This is a genomic window from Pseudomonas sp. I3-I5 (assembly GCF_022699445.1).
Lineage (GTDB): Bacteria > Pseudomonadota > Gammaproteobacteria > Pseudomonadales > Pseudomonadaceae > Aquipseudomonas > Aquipseudomonas fulva.
This window is the reverse complement of the sequence record NZ_CP093940.1, coordinates 1,383,543-1,408,132: the sequence shown is the minus strand read 5'-3', so window position 1 is coordinate 1,408,132 and position 24,590 is coordinate 1,383,543. Positions and strand designations below refer to the sequence as shown.

At 64.1% G+C, this 24,590-nt stretch carries 19 protein-coding genes; 7 read left to right on the top strand and 12 right to left on the bottom strand.

Annotated features, from left to right (window positions below):
• Window positions 1–52: 52 nt before the first annotated feature.
• Genes MOP87_RS06320 through MOP87_RS06310 form a run of 3 tightly spaced genes read left to right on the top strand, consistent with a single transcriptional unit; the run spans window position 53 to window position 5,519 of the window.
• A complete protein-coding gene (locus tag MOP87_RS06320; RefSeq protein WP_028688152.1) occupies window positions 53–1,288 on the top strand; it encodes an exonuclease SbcCD subunit D C-terminal domain-containing protein in 1,236 nt (411 codons plus the stop codon).
• The gene (locus tag MOP87_RS06315) at window positions 1,285–4,929 is read left to right on the top strand and encodes an AAA family ATPase (RefSeq protein WP_242810255.1); all 3,645 of its coding nucleotides are present in this window, start codon (window positions 1,285–1,287) and stop codon (window positions 4,927–4,929) included. The genes MOP87_RS06320 and MOP87_RS06315 overlap by 4 nt, the downstream gene beginning before the upstream one ends.
• Window positions 4,926–5,519 (top strand): glutathione S-transferase, encoded by a 594-nt coding sequence (locus MOP87_RS06310; protein ID WP_132578970.1) that lies wholly within the window; start codon window positions 4,926–4,928, stop codon window positions 5,517–5,519. The genes MOP87_RS06315 and MOP87_RS06310 overlap by 4 nt, the downstream gene beginning before the upstream one ends.
• Window positions 5,520–5,543: 24 nt before the next feature.
• On the opposite strand, the gene MOP87_RS06305 is transcribed toward MOP87_RS06310, so the two are convergent.
• The 10 genes from MOP87_RS06305 to MOP87_RS06260 form a co-directional block, all read right to left on the bottom strand.
• Complete coding sequence (locus tag MOP87_RS06305) at window positions 5,544–6,674, bottom strand: lactonase family protein (protein WP_125922554.1); 1,131 nt, start codon at window positions 6,672–6,674, stop codon at window positions 5,544–5,546.
• A complete protein-coding gene (locus MOP87_RS06300; RefSeq protein ID WP_111475712.1) occupies window positions 6,640–6,930 on the bottom strand; it encodes a DUF5629 family protein in 291 nt (96 codons plus the stop codon). Before MOP87_RS06300 ends, MOP87_RS06305 begins: the two co-directional genes overlap by 35 nt.
• A gap of 76 nt (window positions 6,931–7,006) precedes the next feature.
• Window positions 7,007–9,382 (bottom strand): RND family transporter, encoded by a 2,376-nt coding sequence (locus MOP87_RS06295; protein WP_242810254.1) that lies wholly within the window; start codon window positions 9,380–9,382, stop codon window positions 7,007–7,009.
• Between the two features lie 20 nt (window positions 9,383–9,402).
• Window positions 9,403–10,428, bottom strand: a complete 1,026-nt coding sequence (locus MOP87_RS06290; RefSeq protein WP_027916514.1) for a YCF48-related protein — start codon at window positions 10,426–10,428, stop codon at window positions 9,403–9,405.
• A 281-nt stretch (window positions 10,429–10,709) separates the two neighbouring features.
• Window positions 10,710–13,367, bottom strand: coding sequence for an aminopeptidase N (gene pepN, locus MOP87_RS06285; RefSeq protein ID WP_242810253.1), 2,658 nt, complete (start codon window positions 13,365–13,367; stop codon window positions 10,710–10,712).
• 13 nt (window positions 13,368–13,380) lie between these two features.
• Window positions 13,381–14,211: a DUF2797 domain-containing protein gene (locus MOP87_RS06280; RefSeq protein ID WP_027916512.1), complete on the bottom strand. Its 831-nt coding sequence runs from the start codon at window positions 14,209–14,211 to the stop codon at window positions 13,381–13,383.
• Window positions 14,208–14,468, bottom strand: coding sequence for a DUF1315 family protein (locus tag MOP87_RS06275; RefSeq protein ID WP_023533690.1), 261 nt, complete (start codon window positions 14,466–14,468; stop codon window positions 14,208–14,210). Before MOP87_RS06275 ends, MOP87_RS06280 begins: the two co-directional genes overlap by 4 nt.
• A gap of 13 nt (window positions 14,469–14,481) precedes the next feature.
• The gene (locus tag MOP87_RS06270; RefSeq protein ID WP_088523042.1) at window positions 14,482–15,369 is read right to left on the bottom strand and encodes a rhomboid family intramembrane serine protease; all 888 of its coding nucleotides are present in this window, start codon (window positions 15,367–15,369) and stop codon (window positions 14,482–14,484) included.
• Window positions 15,366–16,337, bottom strand: a complete 972-nt coding sequence (locus tag MOP87_RS06265; protein WP_088523041.1) for a metallophosphoesterase — start codon at window positions 16,335–16,337, stop codon at window positions 15,366–15,368. Before MOP87_RS06265 ends, MOP87_RS06270 begins: the two co-directional genes overlap by 4 nt.
• The gene (locus MOP87_RS06260; RefSeq protein ID WP_027916509.1) at window positions 16,337–17,227 is read right to left on the bottom strand and encodes an NAD(+) kinase; all 891 of its coding nucleotides are present in this window, start codon (window positions 17,225–17,227) and stop codon (window positions 16,337–16,339) included. Before MOP87_RS06260 ends, MOP87_RS06265 begins: the two co-directional genes overlap by 1 nt.
• Before the next feature lie 87 nt (window positions 17,228–17,314).
• Between MOP87_RS06260 and MOP87_RS06255 the strand changes: the two genes are divergently transcribed.
• Together MOP87_RS06255 and MOP87_RS06250 are read left to right on the top strand one after the other, a co-directional pair.
• Window positions 17,315–18,247 carry a DUF1853 family protein gene (locus tag MOP87_RS06255; protein ID WP_236165962.1) on the top strand — a complete coding sequence of 311 codons (933 nt, stop codon included), beginning with the start codon at window positions 17,315–17,317 and terminating at the stop codon, window positions 18,245–18,247.
• Between the two features lie 128 nt (window positions 18,248–18,375).
• Window positions 18,376–18,921, top strand: coding sequence for a cytochrome b (locus MOP87_RS06250; RefSeq protein ID WP_028688144.1), 546 nt, complete (start codon window positions 18,376–18,378; stop codon window positions 18,919–18,921).
• Here MOP87_RS06250 and MOP87_RS06245 read toward each other — a convergent pair.
• Together MOP87_RS06245 and MOP87_RS06240 are read right to left on the bottom strand one after the other, a co-directional pair.
• Window positions 18,912–19,802 (bottom strand): pyridoxal-phosphate dependent enzyme, encoded by an 891-nt coding sequence (locus MOP87_RS06245; protein ID WP_242810252.1) that lies wholly within the window; start codon window positions 19,800–19,802, stop codon window positions 18,912–18,914. The genes MOP87_RS06250 and MOP87_RS06245 overlap by 10 nt on opposite strands.
• A 42-nt stretch (window positions 19,803–19,844) precedes the next feature.
• Window positions 19,845–21,881 (bottom strand): NADPH-dependent 2,4-dienoyl-CoA reductase, encoded by a 2,037-nt coding sequence (locus MOP87_RS06240; protein WP_242810251.1) that lies wholly within the window; start codon window positions 21,879–21,881, stop codon window positions 19,845–19,847.
• A gap of 186 nt (window positions 21,882–22,067) precedes the next feature.
• On the opposite strand from MOP87_RS06240, the gene MOP87_RS06235 reads away from it, so the two are divergent.
• Both MOP87_RS06235 and MOP87_RS06230 read left to right on the top strand, forming a co-directional pair.
• Entirely contained in the window at window positions 22,068–23,186 is a 1,119-nt protein-coding gene (locus MOP87_RS06235) for a nitrilase-related carbon-nitrogen hydrolase (protein ID WP_242810533.1), read from the top strand.
• A 4-nt stretch (window positions 23,187–23,190) separates the two neighbouring features.
• A complete protein-coding gene (locus MOP87_RS06230; RefSeq protein ID WP_242810250.1) occupies window positions 23,191–24,231 on the top strand; it encodes an AraC family transcriptional regulator in 1,041 nt (346 codons plus the stop codon).
• Window positions 24,232–24,590 lie beyond the last annotated feature (359 nt).

The window sequence follows — 24,590 nt, the reverse complement described above, 5'->3', positions numbered from 1 at the left end:
GGTACCATAACGCCCTTGCCCGCTCGCCCGACTTCATACCCACAGGTCATCCATGCGTCTGTTTCACACTTCCGATTGGCACCTAGGCCAAAGTCTCCATGGCCAGGAACGCGACTTCGAACACGCCTGCTTCCTCGAGTGGCTGCTCGGCCAGCTGCACCTGCGCCAGCCTGATGCGCTGTTGATCGCAGGCGACGTCTTCGACACCGTCAACCCGCCGGTCAAGGCCCAGGAGCGCTTGTACGATTTCATCGTCAGGGCCCACGAACAGCAGCCGAAACTCGACATCGTGATGATCGCCGGCAACCACGACTCCGGCTCGCGCATCGAGCTGCCTGCACCCTTGATGCGCCGCCTGCGCACCCATGCACTGGGCCGTGTGCACTGGCTGGACGATGGACAACTGGATGTCGAGCGGCTGCTGATTCCGCTGACCAACGCGCGCGGCAAGGTGACCGCCTGGTGCCTGGCCTTGCCGTTCCTGCGGCCGGCGGAGGTGACCGGCCTGCAACTGGGCGACGACTACCTGCAAGGCATCACCCGGGTCCACCAGCAACTGATCGCCGCCGCCCAGGCCAGGCAGCGCAAGGACCAGGCGCTGATCGCCATCAGCCACGCCCACATGGCCGGCGGTGCGGTCTCCGAAGACTCCGAGCGCAGCCTGATCATCGGCAACGCCGAGGCATTGCCGGCCAAGCTCTTCGACAAAGCCATCAGCTACGTCGCCCTGGGCCACCTGCACAAGCCCCAGAAGGTCAATCGCGAAGAACGGATCCGCTACAGCGGGTCGCCCATCCCGTTGTCGTTTGCCGAGGTGAACTACCCCCACCAGGTGCTGGAAGTCACCTTCGACGGCGCGGCGCTGGCCAGTGTCGAGGCTCGCCCAGTTCCGCGTGCGGTGCCGTTGCAACGCATAGGGCCGGCCCCACTGGACGAGGTCCTGACGCAACTGGCCGACTTGCCGGTGGTGGACCTGCTCGATGATCCCAACCGCCAGCCTTGGCTGGAGGTGCGCGTCGTGCTGAACGAGCCGCAGCCCGACCTGCGCCAGCAGATCGAAACCGCCCTGCACGAAAAGGCGGTACGGTTGATTCGCATAGGTGCCGAGTACGCCGGCCGAACGGCCGATGACGAAGGCCCGGCGTTCGTCGAGCTGGCCCAGATGACCCCGCAAGACCTGTTCAGCCGTGCCTGGGCGCAAGCCTATGGCGACCCTGCCGATGAGCAGACGCTGGCCGATTTCGCCCTGCTGCTGCAGGACGTACAGCACGAAGAAGAGCAACCATGAAGATTCTTGCCATTCGCCTGAAGAACCTGGCATCGCTGGCGGGCCCGATCGATATCGACTTCACCCAGGAGCCCCTGGCAGGCGCGGGTCTGTTTGCCATCACCGGCCCCACGGGGGCGGGTAAAAGCACCCTGCTCGACGCGCTGTGCCTGGCGCTGTTCGGTACGGTGCCACGCCTGAATGACATCGGCCGTGAGGCCAAGGTGCCGGACGGCGATGGCGAGATACCCACCTCGGACCCGCGCAACCTGCTGCGCCGCGGTACCGGCAGTGGCTTTGCCGAGGTGGATTTCGTCGGCGTGGACGGGCGCCGCTACCGGGCGCGCTGGGAAGCGAACCGCGCCCGCGAGAAGGCCAATGGCAAACTCCAGCTCAGCCGCCAGAGCTTCTACGACCTGGACAGCGAGCAGGTGCTGGGCAGCGGCAAGAACGAATACAAGCAGCTGATCGAGACGCGCCTGGGCCTTAACTTCGAACAGTTCACCCGCGCCGTGATGCTGGCGCAAAGCGAGTTCAGCGCGTTTCTCAAGGCCGACGACCGCGAGCGCAGCGAACTGCTGGAGAAACTGACCAACACCTCGATCTATTCGCGGCTGGGCCAACGGGCGTTTGCCCGAGCCCGCGAGGCCGGCGAGGCGCATGCCGCCTTGAAAGAGCGAGCTAGCCACCTGTTGCCCATGCCAGTAGACGCCCGCGCCGAACTGGACCAACGCCTGGAACAGGCGCAGCACCAGCTCAAAGCCGACCAGGCTGGCGAGCGACAGCTGGAGCAGCAACGCAGCGGGTTGATCGAGCAGGAGCAGCTTCAAGCCCAGCACGCGCAGGCCCGCACTGCCCTGGAGGCTGCCGAGCAGGACTGGCAAGCCTTGGCCGAGCCGCGCCTGGACCTGGCGCGCCTTGAGCGTCTTGCCCCGCAGCGCCATCAGTTTCACCGCCAGCAGGCACTGGCAGCGCAGCGCGCGCCGATCACCGCCAAACTTGACGAACACACCCGGCAGCTCGCCGAGCTGCAGCAGCGTACGGCCGAGCAGCAGCAGGCGCTGGAAACAGCCCGTCTTGCGTTGACCGCCGCCCAGGCCGCCCATAGCGACGCCGGTCCCTTGCTGCGTCAAGCCTTCACTGCCCAGGACAACTTGGCCCGGCTCGATCAGCAACTGGCCGTCCAGCGCAGCGACAGCCAGCAGGCCGAACATCAGGTGACTGAGGCCCAACAGCAGTTGCAGCAACTGCACGCCAGCCAAGAACGCAGTCAACAGCAACTGGCCCAGATCGACACGGCGTTGGCCCACAGCCAGCACCTGGCCGGGCTGGCCAGCGCGTGGCATGCCTATCTGCCGCAGCTCAAGCAGGTGATGCTGATCGGCGGCCGCCTGGGCAAAGGCCGAGAGGAACTGCCCGGCCTGCAGGCTCAAGCCAGCCAGGCCACTGCGCACCTTCAGGCCGCACGCGACGCCCATGACGCCCTGTTCCGGGAAGCCAAGGCGCAGCCCGACGCCCTGGCAGAACAAATCGACCTGCTCGGCAGCATGCTGCAGGACAACCGCAAGCAGCATCGCGCCGTGGAGCAATTGACGCTTGTACACGCCCGCGTGCTTGAGTTGCATCAGCAACAGGCCACCCTGCGTGAACGTCAGCAGCAAGCCATGGTCGAGCGCCAGCGCCTGATCGGCGAAGGCACGGCCGCCAAGGCTGAGCTGGAAAGCGCCGAGCAGGCACTGAACCTGACGCGCCAACTGCTGGAGCGCCAGCGGCTGGCCCGCAACACCACGGTCCAAGCCCTGCGTGAGCAACTGCGGGGCGGCGAGCCCTGCCCGGTGTGCGGCAGCGCCGAACACCCGTTCCACCAACCCGAGGTGTTGCTGCAAAGCCTGGGCGAACATGACCAGGCCGAAGAAGCGGCTGCCCAGCGTCAGGTCACAGCGCTCAATACGCGCCTGGTGGAACTGCGCACCCAGCTAGGGGTGGTCAATGCCCAGCTCAAGGAGTATCAGCAACAGCTGCCGGTATTGGACGAACACTTGCAGCCTTTGGTCGCGCAGCTTCATGAGCACGCCCTCTGGCCTGCATTGGCACCCCAGGACGATCATGCCCGCAGCAGCTGGCTCGACGGCCAACTACGGCGCCTGGATACCGAAATCGGCAACGACGAGACGCGCCAGCGGGCCTTGCTCACCCTGCAAAAAGAGGCCGCTCGCCTCAACCAGCAGCTGCAAGCCGCCCAGGACGCGCACCAACAAGCGCAGCGCCATCTGGAGCAACAGCACCTGGCACTGGAAAACGACGAGCGCCTCCTTCAGCAAGGGCTCGCGGACTTGGCCGGGGTACTGCCCGACGAAGCGCTCAAGGCCCTGCAAGACGATCCGGCCAATGCGTTTCTTGCCCTCGACCAACAGATCGCCCAGCGCCTGCACCAGCTCGACCAACGCAACGATGAGCTGGAAGAACAGCAAGCCCGCCAGGTCCAGCTGGACAAACTGCACGATCAACACCAGGTGCGTGTGCAACGCCTCGCGCAGCTTGGTGAGCAGCTCAGAGGCTTGGAGGAGCAGCGCCAGCACGCAATGGCCATGCTCGCGCAATTACTGGGCGAGCACATCAGTGCCGAGGCCTGGCAACAGCACATGGACACCGCGCTGGAGCACGCGCGCGCGGTCGAGGCGGACCTCGCCCAGCGCCTGCAAGGCTTGCATACCCAGGCTGTGCAAGTGGCCGGTGAGCTCAAGGCCAGCACCGAGCAGTTGCAGGCGCTGGAGCAAGAAGCCAGGCAGCTGCATGATCAGATCGCCCAGTGGCGCGACGCGCACCCGGAGCTGGACGATACAGGGCTCGATCGCCTGCTGGCCATGGACGACACTCAGGTCGGTGAACTGCGCCAGCGCCTGCAGGGCGCTGAAAAAACCCTCGAGCAGAGCCGTGTGCTGCTTCAGGAACGCGAGCAGCGCCTGCACCAGCACGCGGCGCTGATCACGCTGGACACTTCGGTCCAGGCTGTGGACCAGGCGCTGCTCGAACTGCGTGAGCGTCTGGTCGTTCACGAGCAGACCTGCGCCGAGCTGCGGGCCCAACAGGCGGATGACCAGCGGCGACAGCACGCCTCGCAGGCCCTGGCCGAGCAGATGGAGCAAGCCCGACAGCAGTGGCAGCGCTGGGCGCGGCTCAGTGGTCTAATCGGCTCGGCTTCGGGGGACGTGTTCCGCAAGATCGCCCAGGGCTACAACCTCGATCTGCTGCTGCACCATGCCAACGCTCAGCTGCGTCAACTGGCGCGGCGCTATCGGCTCAAGCGCGGCGGCAGTGCGCTGGGGTTACTGGTACTGGACACCGAAATGGGCGATGAACTGCGCTCGGTGCACTCGCTGTCAGGCGGTGAGACCTTCCTGGTTTCCCTGGCCCTGGCCCTGGGGCTTGCCTCGATGGCATCGAGCACCTTGCGCATCGAGTCGCTGTTCATCGACGAAGGCTTCGGCAGCCTCGATCCCGAGTCCTTGCAACTGGCCATGGATGCGTTGGACGGCTTGCAGGCCCAAGGTCGCAAAGTGGCTGTGATTTCCCACGTGCAGGAAATGCATGAACGCATACCGGTGCAGATTCAAGTCCGGCGCCTGGGCAACGGCTTGAGTGACGTTGAGGTGTGCGGTTGATCCTCTATTCGTTTCGCCGCTGCCCTTGGGCCATGCGTGCCCGGCTTGCGTTGCGCTATGCCGGCTGCGAGGTGACCGTGCAGGAGGTGGCCATGAAGCACAAACCCGCCGCCCTGCTGGCACTGTCACCCAAGGGCACCGTCCCGGTGCTGGACACCGGAGATCAGGTAATCGATGAAAGCCTGGATATCATGCGCTGGGCACTGGCGCAGAACGACCCGCAAGACTGGCGCCTGTCGAGCTCGCCCGAAGCGGCGCAGCAAGCCGATGCACTGATCGCCGTGAACGACACCACCTTCAAGGCCCAGGTGAACCTGTACAAGTATGCCGAGCGGTATCCCCAGCAGTCACAGCACGTCTACCGCGACGCTACGCACCCCTGGCTGGAGCATCTGGAGCACCTGCTGCAAAACCGCCCCTACCTGTTGGCCGATCACCCGAGCATCGCTGATGCCGCCCTGTTGCCGCTGATCCGGCAGTTTGCCGCGGTCCAGCCCGACTGGTTTGCCACAGCCCCCTATCCGAGGGTCCGTGGTTGGCTGCAAGGCTGGTTGGCCTCGGACGTGTTCAAGGCCATTATGGCCAAGTGATTCAAGCGCCGTACCGCTTGAACGTCATCGTATGAACTTCAGGTCCGACGGTGCCGGCTGATCGAAAGTCTGTACCGTTTCCCCCAGCTTGCCCGTGAGCGGATCGCGGCGCATGACCTTGATCTGGTTGCTCTTCTGATTGGCAACCAGCAGGAACTTGTCAGTGGGGTCCAGCGCGAATTCACGGGGGTGGTCACCTTCGACCGAGCGACGCTGCACCAACGCCAACCGTCCATCCTGCTTGCCCACGCTGAACACGACGATCTCATTGGCCGTGCCGCGGTTGCTGACGTACAGAAAGCGACCGTCCGCCGACAGGTGCAGGCCCGCGCCTGCCTTGGCAGCCGCCTCCTGGCGTTCGGTCAATGGCAGACGCTGGCGTTCGATCAGGTTGCCCTCCTGGACATCGAACACCACCACTTCGGCATGCATTTCCAAGGTCAGGTAGGCATGTTTGCCGCTGGCGTCGAACAGCAAATGCCGTGGCCCACTGCCCGCAGGCAACGACACCGAGGCAGGCTGGGACGGGGTCAGTGGCTTTTTCGTGCTCGCCCCGTCGTAGCGGTAGACGAACACCTTGTCTGCACCCAGGTCGCTGGCATAGACATGCTGGCCGTCTGGAGACGGCACCACAGAATGGACATGGGCGCTGGCCTGCCGCTCGGGGTTGACCCCACTGGCTTGATGACGCACCTGCTGGACCACCGACTGCAAGGCGCCTTGCCTGTCGACTGGCAACACCGAAAGGCCGCCGCCTGGGTCGGGGTCGACCGCGTAGTTGGCCACGAACAGATAACGCTGGTCCTGGCTGAGGCTGGCGTGGGTCGGCTCGTCGCCCTGGCTGGGCTTTTGATCGAGCAGGCGTACACTCCCATCGCTGGCAATGTTGAATGCGCTGACGTGACCGTCTGCGGTTTCATTGACGGCAAACAGCAGGCGCTTGTCTTCGGAAAGCACCAGCCACGAGGGGCTGACGCTCTCTACCACCTGCAGCGGTTCGGGGCGGATTGTGCCGGCTTCGCTGTCGAAGGCGTAGCGGTAGATGCCTTGGCTGGCACCGTCTGTGTAGGTGCCAACCAGCAGAGTGGCAGCCTGGGCAGTGTAGGTCAGGGTCATGCAGCTAGCGGTCAGCAGAGTCTTCCAGGTCCGGTTCATGGTCTTCTTCTTCCGGTGCGCGAAATGCATCCAGACAGATCAGTCGGTGCTCACTTTCGGCAGTGCAGATGCGCCAGTCGTTCACTTCTTTACTGGCCGCATCGACCTGCGCGGCGGTGAATACCCAACGCCGCAGTTGGCGGCCGTCCATGCATTCGATGGCAAGGCCCTGCTCGTCGCAGGTGAAATCGAACGCGTGAAGGCCGTCTATCAGAAGCATGTCGCAGTGTTGCAAGGCGCTGGCAAGTGGTGACATGGGGGTACCTGTACGGGACATTGCATGTGGAAAAGCCCTGCATTATACCCCCATGGCCGCGCAACGCCCGGTCGTTTCAATGGGCGAAAATCGAGCCCCCCGCCTTGCCTGCCATCTTCTCGGGCTTGATCAGGAACCGCGCCAGCGCCGGCAGTAGCCACAGCGCACCGAACATGTTCCACAACAGCATGAAGGTCAGCATCAGGCCCATGTCCGCCTGGAACTTGATCGCCGAGAAGATCCAGGTACATACCCCGATGGCCAGGCACAGGCCGGTGAACAGCACCGCCTTGCCGGTGGAGCGCAGCGTCTGGTAATAGGCTTCCTGCAGCGGCAACCCGGCGCGCAGGAAGCTCTCCAGACGGCTGTAGATGTAGATGCCGTAGTCCACGCCAATGCCTACCCCCAGCGCAACCACCGGCAGCGTCGCCACCTTGACGCCGATGCCCATGTACGCCATCAGCGCGTTGCCCAGCACGGAGGTCAACACCAAGGGCAGCACGATGCACAGGGTCGCGGCGAAGGAACGGAAGGTGATCAGGCACATGACTGCCACGCACAGGTACACCAGGATCAGAATGGTCAATTCGGCCGACTTGATCACCTCGTTGGTGGCCGCTTCGATACCGGCGTTGCCGGCAGCCAGCAGGAACTGCAAGCCTTCTCTGTCGTGGCTGTCGGCAAACGCCTTGGCAGCGGCCGTCACCCGCTCGAGGGTCTCGGCCTTGTGGTCATTGAGAAACACCAGCACCGGAGCCAGCGAGCAATCGCCGTTGTACAGGCCATCGGCCCGTGCGATGGAGTTGTTCAGGACATCGGGGTTGCGCGAGAGGGTTTCCCACTTGAGGCTACCCTCGTTCATGCCCTTGATCACCTGTTTGGACACGCTGACCAGGGAAATGGCCGACTGCACACCCGGCGTGTTTTCCATGGTCCACATCAGCTCGTCGATCGGCGCCAGGGTCGAATGCACCGAACACTGCTCGGCGGCCGTCTTGACCATGATCACCAGCACATCGGAACTGGTGGAATAGTTGCTGATGATGAAGTTGTTGTCCTGGTTGTAGCGCGAGTCGGGCCGCAGCTCCGGTGCGCCCTGGTCGAGGTCGCCGATCTTCAGGTTCTGGCTGTACCACAGCCCCCCGGCGAAGGCGACCAGGGCCAGGGCGATGGAAACCGGCGCCACCCTGGGGCTGGCAAAGCGCGACAGCATCCGCCAGAACGGGTGCTCGCGGGTGGCGTCGCGCTTGCTGCGCTCGATGGCCTTCTTGCTGATACCCACATAGGAAATGGCCACCGGCAGCAGAATCAGGTTGGTGAAGACGATCACCGCGACGCCGATGGATGCACCGATGGCCAGTTCGCGGATCACGCCGATGTCGATGATCAACAGGGTGATGAAGCCCACGGCATCGGCGAGAATGGCGATCATGCCTGGCAGGAACAGTTGCCGGAACGTGCGCCTGGCCGCCGTCAGGGCGTTGTCTGCATCGCTCGATTGCAGGGCAATGCCGTTGATTTTCTGCACACCGTGGGAAATGCCGATGGCAAAGATCAGGAACGGCACCAGCATCGAATACGGATCCAGGCCGAAGCCAACCGCATGCATCAGCCCCAGTTGCCACACCACCGCCACCAATGTGGTAATGAGCACCGCGATGGTGCTGCGGATGCACCAGGTGAACCAGTACAGCAGCACCCAGGTGATCAGCAGGGCGATGCCGAAGAACATCACCACCATGACCAGCCCGTCGATGAGGTCACCGACCTTCTTCGCGAACCCGACGATATGCACCTTCACATTGGGGTTCTGAGCCTGGAACTTGTCGCGAATCTTTTCTTCGAGCAAGTGGGAGAACTGCTGGTAGTCGAGCTTGACCACCCGCCCTGGGTCCTGTGGGTCGGGGTAACTTTCCAGCAGTGGCACGTCGATGATGCTGGATTTGAAGTTGTTGCCCACCAGCCGCCCTATCTGCCCGGACCGCAGCACGTTGTCGCGCAGGGTATCGAGGCTGGCCTGCGAGCCGTCGTAGGTGTTGGGAATCACCTCGCCACCGGAGAACCCCTCCTCGGTGACTTCGCTCCAGCGCACGCTCGGGCTCCACAGCGACTTGAGCCCGGCCCGATCGACGCCTGGGATGTAGAACACCTCGTCGTGGATCTGGCGCAGGGTCTCCATGTAGTTTTTGTCGAAGATGTCGCCATTGACCGCCTCGACCGCGATGCGCACGGTGTTGCCCAGGTTGGCCAAGTCGTTGCGGTGCTCCATCATCTGTTCGATGAACGGATGCTGCAACGGGATCATTTTCTCGAAGCTGGTGGAGGGGCGAATTTGCGTGGCCTGCCAGAACAGGAAGAGGCTGACCAACACACAGAGGATGATGACCGCCGGCCGATTGTTGAAGATCAGGCGTTCGAGCAGTGTGGCTTTGTCCTGATGATGCGGCTGCATGGGAATGTGCTCCTGGCTGCTCATGGCTGTGCCTCACTGCCGGCGGCATCGAGCCCCTTGGCATTGGCGATGTGGGCGCCGCCCTGCCCTACCAGCAGTAGCTCGCCGTTGGGCAGGCCGCTGACGCCGGACAGGGCGATGCGGTCCGGGCGGTTGTGGACGCTGAAGGTCTGGCCGGCATCGGTGCTGCGCAACACGCTGCCGCCGTTGCCGACCACCACGACGGTGCCGTCATCGAGCAAGGTGGCACCGGCCAGGCCGAATTCGAGCTCGCCTCGCGCAGCCTGCAAGGGGATCGATTGCCAGGTGTCGCCGAAGTCGGTGGAGCGCAGCAGGTTGCCGCGCAAGCCGAACGCCAGCAGGGTACGCGCCTGGGCAGTGCCGATCACGCCGAACAGCGACCCCTGGTAAGGCCCTTCCACTTTCTGCCAGTGCTGCCCGTTGTCCTCGGAGCGGTACATGCTGCCCTGCTCCCCGACGATGAACAAACCAGCGTCACGCACCTGGGTGATGGCATTGAGGTGCAACTGGTCGGGGTTGTCGAGGCGCTCGGCCACGTCCTGCCAATGCTGGCCCCCGTCCGTGGTTTCGAGCAAGGCGCCGTAGGCGCCGACGGCCAGGCCGTGCTGGGCATCGAGGAACACAATGTCGAGCAAGGGCGCTTCGCGCGACACGTCTTCGAACTGCTTGCTCCAGGTCGCCCCGCCGTCGCCGGTGGCGAGGATCTGCGCATCGTGGCCCACGGCCCAACCGCGCTTGTCATCAAGGAAAAAGACAGCCGTCAGCAACTGGCGGGTTGGCACGCGGGCCTGAGTCCAGGTGCTGCCCTGGTCATCGGAGAACAGGATATGGCCACGGTCGCCGACCACGACCACGCGCGTGCCCGCATGGGCAGCGTCGATCAACAGCCTTTGACTGGCTTTGGCCGATTCGGTGGAGTATTCATCGGCTGACGCAGCCTGCGCGCCTTGCCATCCACTCAGTGCAAGGGTGAGCACTGCTGCGGCCGCCATCGGCCATCCAGCGCGCCTGCTCCAATTCCTCATGACTGCCCCCGATTGTATTTTTGTTGGGTGGGTCAATACCTTGCAGAAACGCACAAATGCCTGCAATAGAGGCCTGCAAGGGCGTGCGGTGATCGTAACGGGAGGATTTGGAGGAGCACAACGGGCGGGGTGTTATGTTTTGTTATCAGCGCAAGGCGCGTGGTTCATGCGCAGAAGATGCAGCGCCTGCAGGCGAACAGGATCCCCCGGCAGGCGCTGCGTGTGCAGCGTAACAACGTCGGCAGTCGAAATCGGGGGGCCATCAGGCGCCCCCCGGGGCGTCATGCCAGGCTTTTACTCACGACTTCGTACACGTCACTGGAGAGTTCACCAGCGGCCAGAATCCGCTCCAGCTCACCCTTCATCAGGGTCTGCCGGGCGGCGTCATACTTGCGCCAGCGGGTCAGCGGCGCCAATTGCCGGGAGGCGATCTGCGGGTTGAGCGCATTGAGCTCGATCACCAGATCCGCCAGGAAGCGGTAGCCGGAGCCATCGGCAGCATGGAAGTTGACCAGGTTCTGGCCGGCAAAGGCGCCGACCACCGCGCGCACCTTGTTCGGGTTCTTCAGGGTGAAGGCCGGGTGTTGCATCAACGCCTTCACCCGTGCCAAGCCACCTGGCAAGGTACTGGCCGCCTGCACGCTGAACCACTGGTCCATGACCAGGGGGTTGTCCTTGAAGTGTTCAGCAAAGCTTTCCAGGGCCTTGGCGCGCTCGGCCTCGAAGGGCGAGTTGACCAGCACCGCCAGGGCCGTGAGGCGCTCGGTCATGTTGTCGCACTGCTCGAACTGCTCCAGGGTCGCTTCCAGCACCTGCGGTTTGGCGCTGAGCATCAGGTACGACAGGGCGATGTTCTGCAGGCTGCGGCGAGCAAAGTGCTCGGCAGAGGCAACGTACGCGGTGTTACGCGAGACCGCGCGGTTGGCCTGGTAACGCGTCCAGAGCGGCTCGAACAAGTGCTCGGCAATTTGCCGGCGAGCGAACTCGCGGGCTGCGTGGATGGCGTCCACATCGGCCACCTGGCTGATCTCGGTCAGGTAGCCCTCCCCTGGCAGCGAGAGCATTTCGGCCACCATGGCAGCATCGAGCGAGGTGTCGCCCAGCACCGTATCCAACGCCTTGAGCAGACGCGGGTCCAGTTGCAGCGCCTGACCAAGCTGGTGCTGGCCGATCAGCTCCTGCAACACCTGAACGGCCAGTTGCTGACCGGCTTCCCAACGGTTGAAGCCGTCGCTGTCGTGCTGCATCAGGAACATCAACTGGTCGCGGTCGTATGGGAAGCTCAGCTTGACCGGGGCACTGAAACCGCGCAGCAGCGACGGCAGCGGCCGCGCTTCAATACCCTGGAAGACGAAGGTCTGCTCGGCCTCGGTCACCGACAGCACCCGGGTGCTGCCCACTGCCGAGGACTCGCCCGCCAATTGCAGCGGCAGGTCGTTGCCCTGGGCATCGAGCAGGCCCAATTCGACCGGAATCACGAAGGGCAGCTTCTCGGCCTTGTCTGGGGTGGGTGGGCAGCTCTGGCGGAACGTCAGGCTATAGGTGCGCGCCGCTTCATCGTAGGCATCGCTCACCTCCAGGCGCGGCGTACCGGCCTGGCTGTACCAGCGCTTGAACTGAGTCAGGTCGACGCCGTTGGCATCTTCCATCGCCTTGATGAAGTCGTCGGTGGTCACCGCTTGCCCATCGTGACGCTCGAAGTACAGGTCGCTGCCCTGGCGGAAGCCCTCGGCCCCCAGCAGCGTGCGCACCATGCGTACCACTTCCGAGCCTTTTTCGTACACGGTCAGGGTGTAGAAGTTGGAAATCTCGATGAAGCTGTCCGGGCGCACCGGGTGGGCCATGGGGCCCGCATCCTCGGCGAACTGATGGGTGCGCAGGTAGGCAACGTCCTCGATGCGCTTGACGGTGCGTGAATTCATGTCGGCGCTGAACTCGGCATCGCGGAACACCGTGAAGCCTTCCTTGAGCGACAGTTGGAACCAGTCGCGGCAGGTGACGCGGTTGCCCGACCAGTTGTGGAAGTACTCATGGGCCACCACCGCTTCGACCCGCTGATGCGCGGCATCGGTGGCCGTTTCGGCGCGCGCCAGCACGCAGCTGGAGTTGAAGATGTTAAGGCCTTTGTTTTCCATGGCCCCCATGTTGAAGTCGTTGACCGCGACGATCATGAAGATGTCCAGGTCGTACTCGCGGCCATACACCTCTTCGTCCCAACGCATGGACTTCTTCAGGCTGACCATGGCGTGGTCGCACTTGTCGATGTTCTCCGGCTCGACATAGATGCGCAGGGTCACATCACGGCCCGACTGGCGGGTGAAGGTGTCTTCCACGCACCACAGGTCGCCTGCGACCAGGGCGAACAGGTACGCCGGCTTCATGAACGGGTCTTCCCAGGTCGCCCAGTGACGGCCATCCTCGGCAGGGCCGCTGCCTACCGGGTTGCCGTTGGAGAGCAGCACCGGGTAGCGATGCTGTTCGGCGATCACCGTGGTGGTGAAGATGCTCATGACATCGGGGCGATCGAGGTAGTAGGTGATCTTGCGGAAACCCTCGGCTTCGCACTGGGTGCAGAACATCTTGCCGGACTTGTACAGGCCTTCGAGCGCTGTGTTGGTTTCCGGATGGATCTTGACGGTGGTGTCGAGGGTGAATTGCGCTGCCCGTGGCTGGACGGTCAGGCTGCCTGCGTCGATCTGGTAGTTGCCGGCCTGCAAGGGTTCATCGTCGAGGGCGGCGCGCACCAGCTCGAGTTGCTGGCCGTCGAGCACCAGCGCAGGCAGGCCGCCCCCATGCACCGGGTTGCGGCGCATGATCAGTTGCGCGTGGACCAGGGTGTGGTCTTCGAACAGCTCGAAGGTCAGGTGCGTTTCGTCGATCAGGTACTCAGGCGCCTTGTAGTCCTTGAGATGGATCACTTGCGGTTGTTCGGTACGCATCTGCAGGTCCCTTTTACTGGAGCACGGCCAACTGGTAGGCCGTGTACTTGCGAATATTGATCACACCGGTGTCGAAGATCAGGTACTGGCCCTTGATGCCCAGCAGCGTGCCCTCCACGATCGGGGTCTTGTCCAGGTTGAAGCTGACCACCTTGGTGGGGTAAGCCTGGACCGGGTACGTCATGTGCACGACCTCGGCGTCGGTCAGGGGCTGAATCGCCTGCAGGCCGAAGCGCGCCTGCAGCTGGCCAAGCCCTTCGGCACACGCCTCCAGCACCTGATCGCGCAAGGCCGGCAGATCAAGCAGCGCGGCGTCACCCTTGAGCAGGGCGCGCCAATTGGTGCGGTCCGGCACCTGACTGCGCAGCAGGTCTTCGACCAGCCCGGACTGCTGCCGGGTGGCCACCCTGAGGATAGGCAAGGCCTGGCTGGCACCCTGGTCGAGCCAGCGGGTGGGCAACTGGGTGGCGCGGGTGATACCGACCTTGATACCGGAGGAGTTGGCCAGGTAGACCACGTGGTCGGTCATGCAGAACTGCTCGCCCCAGGACGGATCGCGGCAGGTGCCTGCGTCGTAGTGGCAGCGCTCCGGGGCCATGATGCACATGTCGCACTGGGCCAGCTTGGTCATGCAGGGGTAGCAGTAACCCTGGCTGTAGCTGCTCTTGGTGCGCTTGCCGCAGTGGCTGCAGTGGATGGCGCCCAGGTAGTGCAGGCGCAGCGGCTTGCCGATCAGCGGGTTGACTGGCACCAGGGTATCGCCTAGGCGAAAGCTGTATTGCACCACGGGGGCCGCCAGGCTGACGGCCATTTTGCTCAACGAGCCACGAGCGAGTTCGATCAATGTACCGAGTCCGACTTGAACAGGATGTTGGGAACGGGGGCGGACTTGGACGCACATTCCTGCGGGCCCATGTAACCGGTACGCTGGTCCTCGGGCAGGTTTTTCATCTCCCAGGCGATGACCGCTTGCAGGGACAGCTCTTTCTGCTCGGCAGTCAGCTTGCGGCCGTCCGACCATTTGCCGATTTCCACGGCCAGTTTCAGGCTCTCGTAGATTTCCGGGGTGATGTTTTCGATCATTTGCGCGAAAGTGGACATGTTGTCTCCTGATTCAAGCCGACAGTTTACGCCGGGCGAGCGCCCCACCCAAGAGCCCGGTCAGGCATCCGATGAGCAACCCGCCGACGTGCGCGGCGTTGGCGATCTGGCCCAGGCCCAGGGTGCCGACGACGCCGGTCAGGCACACCACCAGCCAGAGGAGCATCATCACCAGCACGCCCTTGGGCAGGTTGAAGTGCGGGTTTGGCGCCCGCCATTGATACAGCCAGATGTGCCCGAGCAGGCCATAAAGCACGCCTGAAAGCCCACCGAACAGGCCAGGCCCCGTGGTGTAGTGTTGGGCCAGGTTCGATACCAGGCTGAACAGCAGGGTGAGCCCCAGCAACGTCCACGGGCCCTGGCGCAGTTCGATGCGCTTGCCCAGCTCCCAGAACCACAGGCTGTTCATGGCCAGGTGCAGCGCGCCGAAATGCAGCAGCATGGGCGAGACCAGCCGCCACCATTGCCCGTGCGCCAGGCCCTCGGCCAGGGGCGCGAAGTACAGGTAATCGCCCTGCACGTGAAAATCGAGAAACGTGAACCAGCTGATGGTGGTGAAGTTGTCGCCCAAGCCCGTGAGCCCAGCGACCATGAAGGTCAGCAGCAGCGTCAGGGCAGTGACCTTGCAAGCCTTAGCCTGGGCCAGCAGCGACGGCTGTGGCACCTCCTGCATCTGCTGGTCGGGCAACGCGGGGTCAGGCTCGGCCTGCAGGTCGGCGTTGCCATCGGGGTAGCGCTGGTAGAGGTGCAACACCTCGTCGGCCAGGGTATCAGGCGCCCAGAGTACCTGGTCCTCGCCCTCCTCGCTGACCCGGTGCGGGACCTGCAAGCGTTGCAGCATCTGCACGAAACCGCTGAGGTCCACCGTCAGCGGCAGGCGCATCACTTGGATAATGTTCATTGGCTAGCCTGTGGTCGGTCGACATCCACCCAGACGAACTTGCGGGGGTCGATACGGGTTTCATCGTCCAGCCTGTAGGCGACCAGCTTGCCGTACAACACGGCGCTGTAGTCCAGGCAGGCCAGGTTGCTGCGAATCGGGGCGGGCCGGCCGCTACGCCAGTAATGGCCAACGAACAGCATGGGCTCGTCCTCGGCGTAGCGCAGCAACGCGCTTTTCTGGCTGTGGCTCAGCGGTGTGTTGGCCACCTCCGCTGGCAGCGCATCGGGCTGGAAGACGATATCGCCGTAGGTCTGCGGGTCGTCTTCCCAGAACTTGGTGCGGAAGAAGGCGCGGGTCAGGCCATCGCCACCGGTCAGGGTGAGGCCATCGGGCAAGCGCATGTCGGTGCCGCGCAGCAGGCGGTTGCAGACGTTGGCGGCAAAGCTGCCGCTCACCGCCGACGCCTGGACGAAGTGGCGGTCGACGCGCCCGTCGGGGTACTGGCGACGCAGAGGCTCGATCAGGCGTGCATCCCAGCAGGCGTGTACGAGGCGAAAGCGACCGGCATCGATGAACAGGGGTAGCGTCTGGAACCAGTCGAGAAACGCCTGCCAGTCCGCAGGGTGATGGGCGAACTGGGTGAGGGTTTCGTCGATGAGCCTGGCGTGGCGAGGGGTGTGTTCGCGCACGAAGGCCTTACCGCTGCCCGGCAGTGCCGGCGTCACCCACCCTAGGGCGCTGTATTCGTGATTGCCCATGATGCAGTGCGCCTGCCCGGCGGCGACCATGTCGTGAACGATGTGCAGGGCTTCGCGGATACGCGGGCCGCGGTCCACGATATCGCCCAAAAACAGCGCCTGGCGCCGAGGGTGGCGCCAGACGCCGGCAATGCGCTGGTAACCGAGGGTGTCGAGCAAACGCTCGAGGGTCAAGGCACAGCCGTGAACGTCACCGATGATGTCGAAACTGCGCGCCGGATCCAGCATCAGTCGTCCCTGCCCCCCAGGCGGCTGCCCCAGCCAAGCTTCGTGCGGCAGACTTCGTAGTAGTTGTGGTCCAGCGGGTGGATCAGGCGCAGCTTCTGGGGCTTCTTGCTCACCGTGATGGTGTCACCGGGTGCACAGGTGAAGTGGTTCTGACCGTCACACGACACCTGCGGGTAGATCTGCAGGTCCTTGGCCACCACGATCTTCAGTTCGCTGTTGCCATCGACGACGATCGGCCGCCCTGACAAGGTATGCGGGTACATGGGCACGATGACGATCGCATCGAGCTTGGGGTGCATGATCGGGCCACCGGCGGACAATGCGTAGGCGGTGGAGCCGGTCGGGGTGGCGACGATCAGGCCGTCGGCCTTCTGGCTGCAGACGAACTGGCCGTCGATGTAGATCTCGAATTCGATCATGCGGGTGGACTTGCCGGGGTGCAGGACCACGTCGTTGAGCGCATCACCCTGGCCGATCGCCTCCTGATGACGGCGCACTTCGGCTTGCAGCAGGAAACGGTTCTCGACCAGGTAGTGACCCTCGAGTACCTCGGAGACTTTCTCTTCCAGTTCATCCGGACGGATGTCGGTGAGAAAGCCCAGGTTGCCCCGATTGATGCCCAGTACCGGGATATTGTGACGCGCCAGGGCACGCGCAGCGCCCAGCAGGCTGCCGTCGCCGCCGACCACGATGACCAGGTCACAGACCTCGCCCAGCAGCTTGCGGGTGGAAGTCTGCAGCCCGTGGCCGGGCAGGACTTCACCGATGGTGTCTTCGAGGATCACATGCAAGTGGCGCTCGAGGAGGAATTTTTTCAGTCGGCGGATGGTGTCCAGCACCTGCGAGCTGCCGAGACGACCGATGATACCGATATTGCGAAATTGCTCCATGGGGCTCCTGCAAGGCTCTGCGACGGGTGACGATGCAGCGATTATGGGCGAACCACGAAGCAGCGGCAAACCGGCTATGCTCGCAGGATGATGCCATTTCCTTCGCTCGTGCACCTGCCCCGGCTGTTCCAGCGCCCCGCGGTGCGTGACCTTGCCTGGACCCTGCTCTCGCCGCCGCTGCTGGAGAACGCAGGCTGCCCCCAGCGCCACCCGCTGGCAGGCAGCCTCTGGGTGGAGCGGCCGCAGGCGTTACAGGCCTGGCTGCACGGGCTGGACGCCGATGACACGCCCTTGCAGCACTGGCTCAAGGGCCTTGGCAGCCGCCGCCTCGGGCTGTATTACGAACGCCTGTGGCAGTTTGCCTTGCAACAGGCGCCCGGCGTCGAACTGTTGGCGGCCAACCTGGCTATCCGCGAAGACGGCCGGACCTTGGGCGAGCTGGATGTGGTGCTGCGTGATCGCGATGGGGTGCATCACCTGGAACTGGCCATCAAGCTGTACCTGGGCCCTGAGCGCTTCGGTACCGACCCTGGGGGCTGGCTGGGGCCTGGCTGCCACGATCGCCTGCAAGCCAAGCTGGAACACACCCGCCGCCACCAGTTGCCCATGTCAGCCAGCACCCAGGGCCGTACCGCCCTCGAGCGGCTCGACCTGCCTACGGTGCAGGCCAGCATGTGGATGGGGGGCTACCTGTTCTACCCGACGCTGGCCGCGAGCCAGGCGCCGCAGGGCGTCCACCCCCAGCACTTGCGTGGCCGGTGGTTGCATCGCAAGGACTGGATCAGCGCACCAGACGGGCATTGGCAACCGCTGGCTCGCAGCGCTTGGCTGGCCCCCGCACGGTGTGCGGCCTGCGAGGTCTGGAGCGCTGCTCAGTTCGCCGCGTGGCTGCACCTGCTGGCGCCCGATGCGCCTGCGCAGTTGCTGGTCAACGTGCAACGGCAGCAGGACGGCAGCTGGCAAGAGGTAGAGCGGGTGTTCCTGGTTGCCGATCAGTGGCCAGGCGCGCTGGCTCTCTGACCGCAGATCCTCCCATAGGCGGCAACATATTTTTCACCGACCTGGAGCAATGATGCAGCCCGGGTAACCCGTAAACTGGACCTGAGCGCCACCAAGAGCGCTGCCCCACCGACCGATGAGGATCAACCATGGTTTCGAGCACCCCAGCGCCCCATTACGCGCGCGTGTCCATTGTCCTGCACTGGCTGATGCTGGTGCTGCTGGCCGCCGTTTATGCCTGTATCGAGTTTCGCGGGATCTTCCCGCGCGACAGCGCAGAGCGCAACCTGATGAAAGACCTGCATTTCATGTTGGGCCTGAGCGTGTTCGTGCTGGTATGGCTGCGCCTGGCCATGCGCGTGGTCCATCGCGCGCCTCCCATCTCACCCAAACCCCCTGCCTGGCAAACCGGCCTGGCCCATCTGGTTCACCTGCTGCTGTACCTGCTGATGATCGGCATGCCGCTGGCCGGCTGGCTGATCCTCAGCGCCGCCGACAAACCGATACCGTTCTATGGCCTTGAGCTGCCGCACCTGATCGGCCCTGACGTAGACCTGGCCAAGTTCATCAAGGGCTGGCATGAGCGTGTGGGTACCTGGGGCTACTGGCTGATCGGCCTGCATGCGCTGGCCGGCCTTTATCATCACTATGTCAAACGCGACAATACGTTGCTGCGCATGCTGCCTTACAAGTAACCCCGACGGCCCTGCAAACCGCCGGTATGGACGAACACCAAGCGAGTGCCGGGCGCGAACAATCCGGCTTCGACCTGAGCCTTGAGCGCGAGCAATGCCTTGCCGGTATAGAGCGCCTCGAAAGGGATCCCGGCCTGCTGCTCGCAGTCGGCAATGAAGGCCAGCAGTTGTTCGTCGAACTTGCCGAAGCCGCCCCGGCTGGCACTGTGCAGGCGGTAACCCTGGGTGCCGGCAAGTGCCGCCACGGTCTCGGCCACGCCATAGTGGTCGGGTACGGCCAACGCCCCAAGCACGGCATGGGCCCCTGACTCGGCCAGCACCAGGCCTGCAAGCGTGGTGCCGGTGCCCGCGGCCAGCCACCAGGCGTCATAGTCCGGCCAGCCCAGTGTCGCAAGCTGCGCGTGCAGGTGGGTCACGATCGACGCGCACCCCTGGGCGCCGGCCTGCCCGCCTCCCCCTTCGGGGATGCAGTGCCAGCCGGGATAGCGCGCGTGCCAGGGCGTCCAGAACCCCACCTCGTTACGTTGTCGGTAGCCCTCGTAACCCAGCCAGTGCAGTTGCATGCCCATTGCCTGCAAGTCCTGCACGGTGGGTGTTTGGCACGGGTGCCCCCGCAGCAGGCCGGCCGTGGCCAGGCCCAACCGCTTGCCGGCAGCGGCCAGAGCATGAAGGTGGTTGGAATGGTTGCCGCCCAGGCTCACCAGGCCAGGGGCCTTGGCATCGAGCGCCTGCTCAAGGTGATGGCGAAGCTTGAACCACTTGTTGCCGCTGATCAGAGGGTCGATCAGGTCAAGGCGCAGGATGGCGGTCTCGACCTGCCCCCTCGCCAGCCAGGGCAATGTCAGGCGTTGCAGAGGGGCCAGGGGGAGTTCGACAGGCATGGGCGTCAGTCTATCAGCACAGCCACTGGTGTGGGCCGTGAATCAAAGCTGCGCCGCCAACCTCGATCCCTGATCGATCGCCCGCTTGGCATCGAGCTCTGCCGCCACGTCAGCACCGCCGATCAAGTGTACCGACTGCCGCGCAGCCACCAGACCGTGCTGCAATTCGCGCAGCGGGTCCTGGCCTGCGCAGATCACCACGTTGTCCACCGCCAGCACCTGCGGCTCGCCGCCGCCAATGCGCACATGCAGGCCCGCGTCATCAATGGCCAGGTACTCGACGCCATTGAGCATCTTCACCTGCTTGTTCTTCAACCCGGTGCGGTGGATCCAGCCAGTGGTCTTGCCCAAGCCATCCCCTACCTTGGAGGTCTTGCGCTGCATCAAGTACACCTGCCGGGCGGGTGCGTGGGGCTGTGGCGTGATACCCGCCACACCACCGCGCGCCTGGAGGTGGGTATCGATACCCCACTCCTTCCAGAATGCTTCGCGGTCCAGGCTGGTGGATACGCCCTGATGCACCAGGTATTCGGATACATCGAAACCGATGCCCCCGGCGCCGATCACAGCCACTGTCTTGCCCACAGGCTTACGCTCGAGCAGCACATCCAGGTAGCTGAGCACCTTGGGGTGCCCAATCCCCGGGATCGCCGGCGCGCGGGGCAGAATGCCAGTAGCGAGGATGATTTCGTCATAGCCGCCGGCCACCAGCGCTGGCACGTCGACCCGCGTGTTCAAGCGTACGTCAACGCCCGTGGTGCGTAGCTTGTTGCGAAAATACCGCAGGGTCTCGTTGAATTCCTCCTTGCCTGGCACGCGCTTGGCAACATTGAACTGGCCGCCAATTTCGCTGGCCGATTCGAACAAGGTCACCACATGGCCACGTTCAGCGGCCACTGTTGCAGCGGCAAGGCCTGCTGGGCCGGCCCCCACGACGGCAATGCGCTTGGCCATGCGCACGGGCAGGTAGTTGAGTTCGGTTTCATGGCAGGCCCGTGGGTTTACCAGGCAGCTGGTCAGCTTGCCGCCGAACGTATGGTCCAGGCACGCCTGGTTGCAGCCGATGCAGGTATTGATTTCATCAGCACGCCCGGCGGCAGCCTTGTTGACGAAGGCAGGATCGGCCAGAAACGGCCGGGCCATGGACACCATGTCCGCATCCCCTTCGGCCAGCACCGCCTCGGCCACTTCTGGGGTATTGATACGGTTGGTGGTGATCAAAGGAATACCCACTGCTCCACGCAACTTGGCGGTGACCTTGCTGAAGGCTGCCCGCGGCACCTTGGTGGCGATGGTGGGAATGCGCGCCTCGTGCCAGCCAATACCCGTGTTGATCAACGTGGCCCCCGCCCGCTCGATGGCCTTGGCCAGGGTCTCGATCTCGTCCCAGGAGCTGCCGCCCTCGACCAGGTCGAGCATCGAAAGGCGGAAGATGATGATGAAATTCGGGCCCACCGCGCCGCGCACCCGGCTGACGATTTCCACGGCCAGGCGCATGCGATTTTCGTAGCTGCCACCCCAACGGTCGGTGCGGTGGTTGGTGTGGGCGGCGAGGAACTGGTTGATGAAATAGCCTTCCGAGCCCATGACCTCGACGCCGTCGTAACCTGCCTTTTGCGCAAGCAGCGCGCAGTGGGCGAAGTCGGCAATCTGTTTTTCGATTCCCGCCTCGTCCAGTTCCCGGGGCTTGAACGGGTTGATCGGCGCTTGAATGGCGCTTGGCGCCACTTGACGCGGGCTGTAGGCATAGCGCCCGGCATGCAGGATCTGCAGGCAAATCTTGCCACCGGCGGCGTGCACTGCTTCGGTGACGATGCGGTGCTGCTCGGCTTCGGCATCGGTGCTGAGTTTGGCGGCGCCTGCGTACACACCGCCCTCGTCATTGGGTGCAATGCCGCCTGTGACCATCAGCCCTACGCCCCCCTGCGCCCGTTCGGCAAAATAGGCAGCCATGCGCTCGAACCCGCCAGGACGTTCCTCAAGACCCGTGTGCATGGAGCCCATCAGGGCACGGTTACGCAACGTGGTGAAGCCCAGGTCCAGCGGGGCCAGCAGGTGCGGGTAAGGGGTGTCGGTCATGGTTCGGATTCCCAAGGTGATCACGGTAAACGGGCATCTGGCCTAAAGGCGGCCTTGTCGTTATATGAAGCAGACAGTAAACAGCCGTTTGAACCGGCTCAATGACCGGAACTGACAAGTTATTGATCATCACGAACAGCGCGTCTACCCTAGGGCTCCCTCATGCCCATTGCCTTCTACTGTTTCATGAAAAAACTCCTGACAACTGCCCTGCTGCTGGTGGTGATCGCCGCCTTGTGTGGTTATGCCTTCTGGACCCAACAGCGCCCGCAGGGGCACTACCTGTCCGACCTGCGCATCGAGCTGGCAGTCAACCACGGGCAACCCGGTGAACACGGCAACCTGCTGGGCGTCGAGCCGCTGCTGTTCCCAGGGGACTACCAGGACCTGCAACGTCTGCACCGCAAGCTTGCCGCCTACCTCGAGCAGGCGCGCACGCTGGGCCTGATCACGCCTCGCACCGTGGTGGTATTGCCTGAGCACATCGGTACCTGGCTGTGGGCACGCGGCGAGAAGAACGCGTTGTACCAGGTGACCCACCAGCGTGAGGCCCTGCAATGGTTCGAACTGAGCAATCCGCTTCGCTATGGCTGGGCCATGCTCGCGGCCGAGGGCGATGACCGACGGGCCGATGCTCATCTGCGCATGAAGGCCGATCAGATGGCCGCCGATTACCAGCAGGTGTTCGGCGGCTTGGCCAAGGAATTCGGCGTAACCCTGGTAGCCGGCTCGATCGTGCTGCCGCAACCCTACGTCAGCGAGGGTGCATTGCACCCCGGGCGCGGTCCGTTGTTCAACAGCAGCGTGGTGTTCGCCGGCGACGGCACCATCCTGGGCCAACCCCAGCCCCAGCACTATCCGGACAGCGAGAACAGGCGGTTCATACACCCGGGTGTGGACCAGCCTCTGCAGGTGCTGCAGACGCCTGCGGGGCGGCTTGGCGTATTGGTGGGAAGCGACAGCTGGTATCCGGAGAATCACCACCAGTTGCTGGCCCAGTCGGTCGAACTGGTGGCCATCCCTGCCTTCCTGAGCGGCAGGCACAGCTGGCTGGAGCCCTGGCGGGGAAATCGCCATCAGCCTGTCAGCGCGCGGTTGGCCGTCAAGCGTGGCGAAGTCAGCGAGCAGGACGCCTGGCACCGGCTGACCGCGCCTATCGGTCACCAGGTGAGCAGTGTGAGCGTCTTCATGCGCGGCCAGTTCTGGGAGCACGGCGCCGATGGCCAGGGTTTCGTCTGGCAAGCCGGCGACCTGTTGGCTGGGCCACCCAGCCCAGGTGCCCGCTTGCTGAACATATGGCTCTAGCACCATGAGCCGCCCGCAGGTAAGGCTGGGCGACCTGTCGGTAGGCTTTGTGCAACCCTTGGCGGAGGCGATTCGACGGCTGGGTCACGACCCTGCACCCTTGCTCGAACGCTATGGCCTGGACGCGGCGCGGCTGGCCCAGGCCAATGCGCGCCTGTCGATACCGCGCTACATGCACCTGGGCCACGCCGCCATCGCATTGTGCGCCGAGCCTGCACTGGGTTTGCAGATTGGCCAGTTGAGCCGGCTGGCCCATACCGGGCTGGCCGGGGTCACGGCAGGGCAAGCGCCGACCCTGGGCGAGGCGGCGCGCACCCTGCTACGCTTCGAGCCGCTGTACGCGTCCAACTATCGAGGCCATTGCACTTACTGCGAAGATGGCGAAGGCGCTTGGCTGCGTTTTTACTCCATCAGCCCCTACAACGCCTACAACCGCTTTGTGGTCGACTCGCTGCTCGCCGGCTGGCTGGCCCAGCTGGGCGACCTGGTCGGTACGCCAGTGGTGGCCGAGCGGATGGACATCGAGTTCGCAGCCCCAAGCTACGCCACCCTCTATCAGCCCCTGTGCAGCGCGCCGGTTCGCTTTGCCGCCGAGTGCAACCAGTTGCGCCTGGGCCGCGCCACGCTGCAATTGCCAAACCCCAGGCATTGCCCCAGCACCTGGCACCAACTGCTGGCCCTGAGCGAGGCGCACATGGATCAGCTGACCCGCGTGCGCAGCCTAGGCGAGCGTATAACCCATTTGCTGGGGCCGCTGCTAAGCGGTGGACGTGAACCAGAGCTCGATGAAATTGCCCTGCAGCTCCAACTTCCGCCCTGGACGCTGCGTCGCAGGCTGGCAGAAGAAGGCACGCGTTTTCGTGACCTGTTGAACGGCACCCGACGCGACCTGGCCGAGACCTATATCCGCGACACCCAGTTGAGCTTCGGCGAAATCGCCTACCTGCTGGGGTTCGCTTCGGCAGAGGCTTTCCAGCGCGCGTTCAAGCGCTGGACTGGGCTCACGCCTGGCGGTTACCGCCGCACGCAGCGACGCGGGGACTAAAGTTCGGTAGCGTCTTCGGCCGGTTCAGGCGTGTCCATCTCGTGGGCCTGAAATTCCAGCAGCTCTTCCTGGTAGTCGTCCATCTTCCTGCGTCCTTATCCGAATACGGTTTGCTGAGTTCATCGGCACCCTAGCGCGATGACGTGACAGGAGGGTGACGTGACGATGCTTTTCGCGCAGCGCGCCCTCGCGTGTCAGGATCATGGACCTGCGGACCGGCTCGTTCGTTTAATCCAATTCGCCCCTCACACAGGCCGACGCGACGCGCGCGCGCAACAACGGTTCGGTAATCGCCCAGATATTGCCTCGGCGCCTGCGCCCATGGCCCGGCTTGCGGCAAGCTAGCTTCATGTTCATTC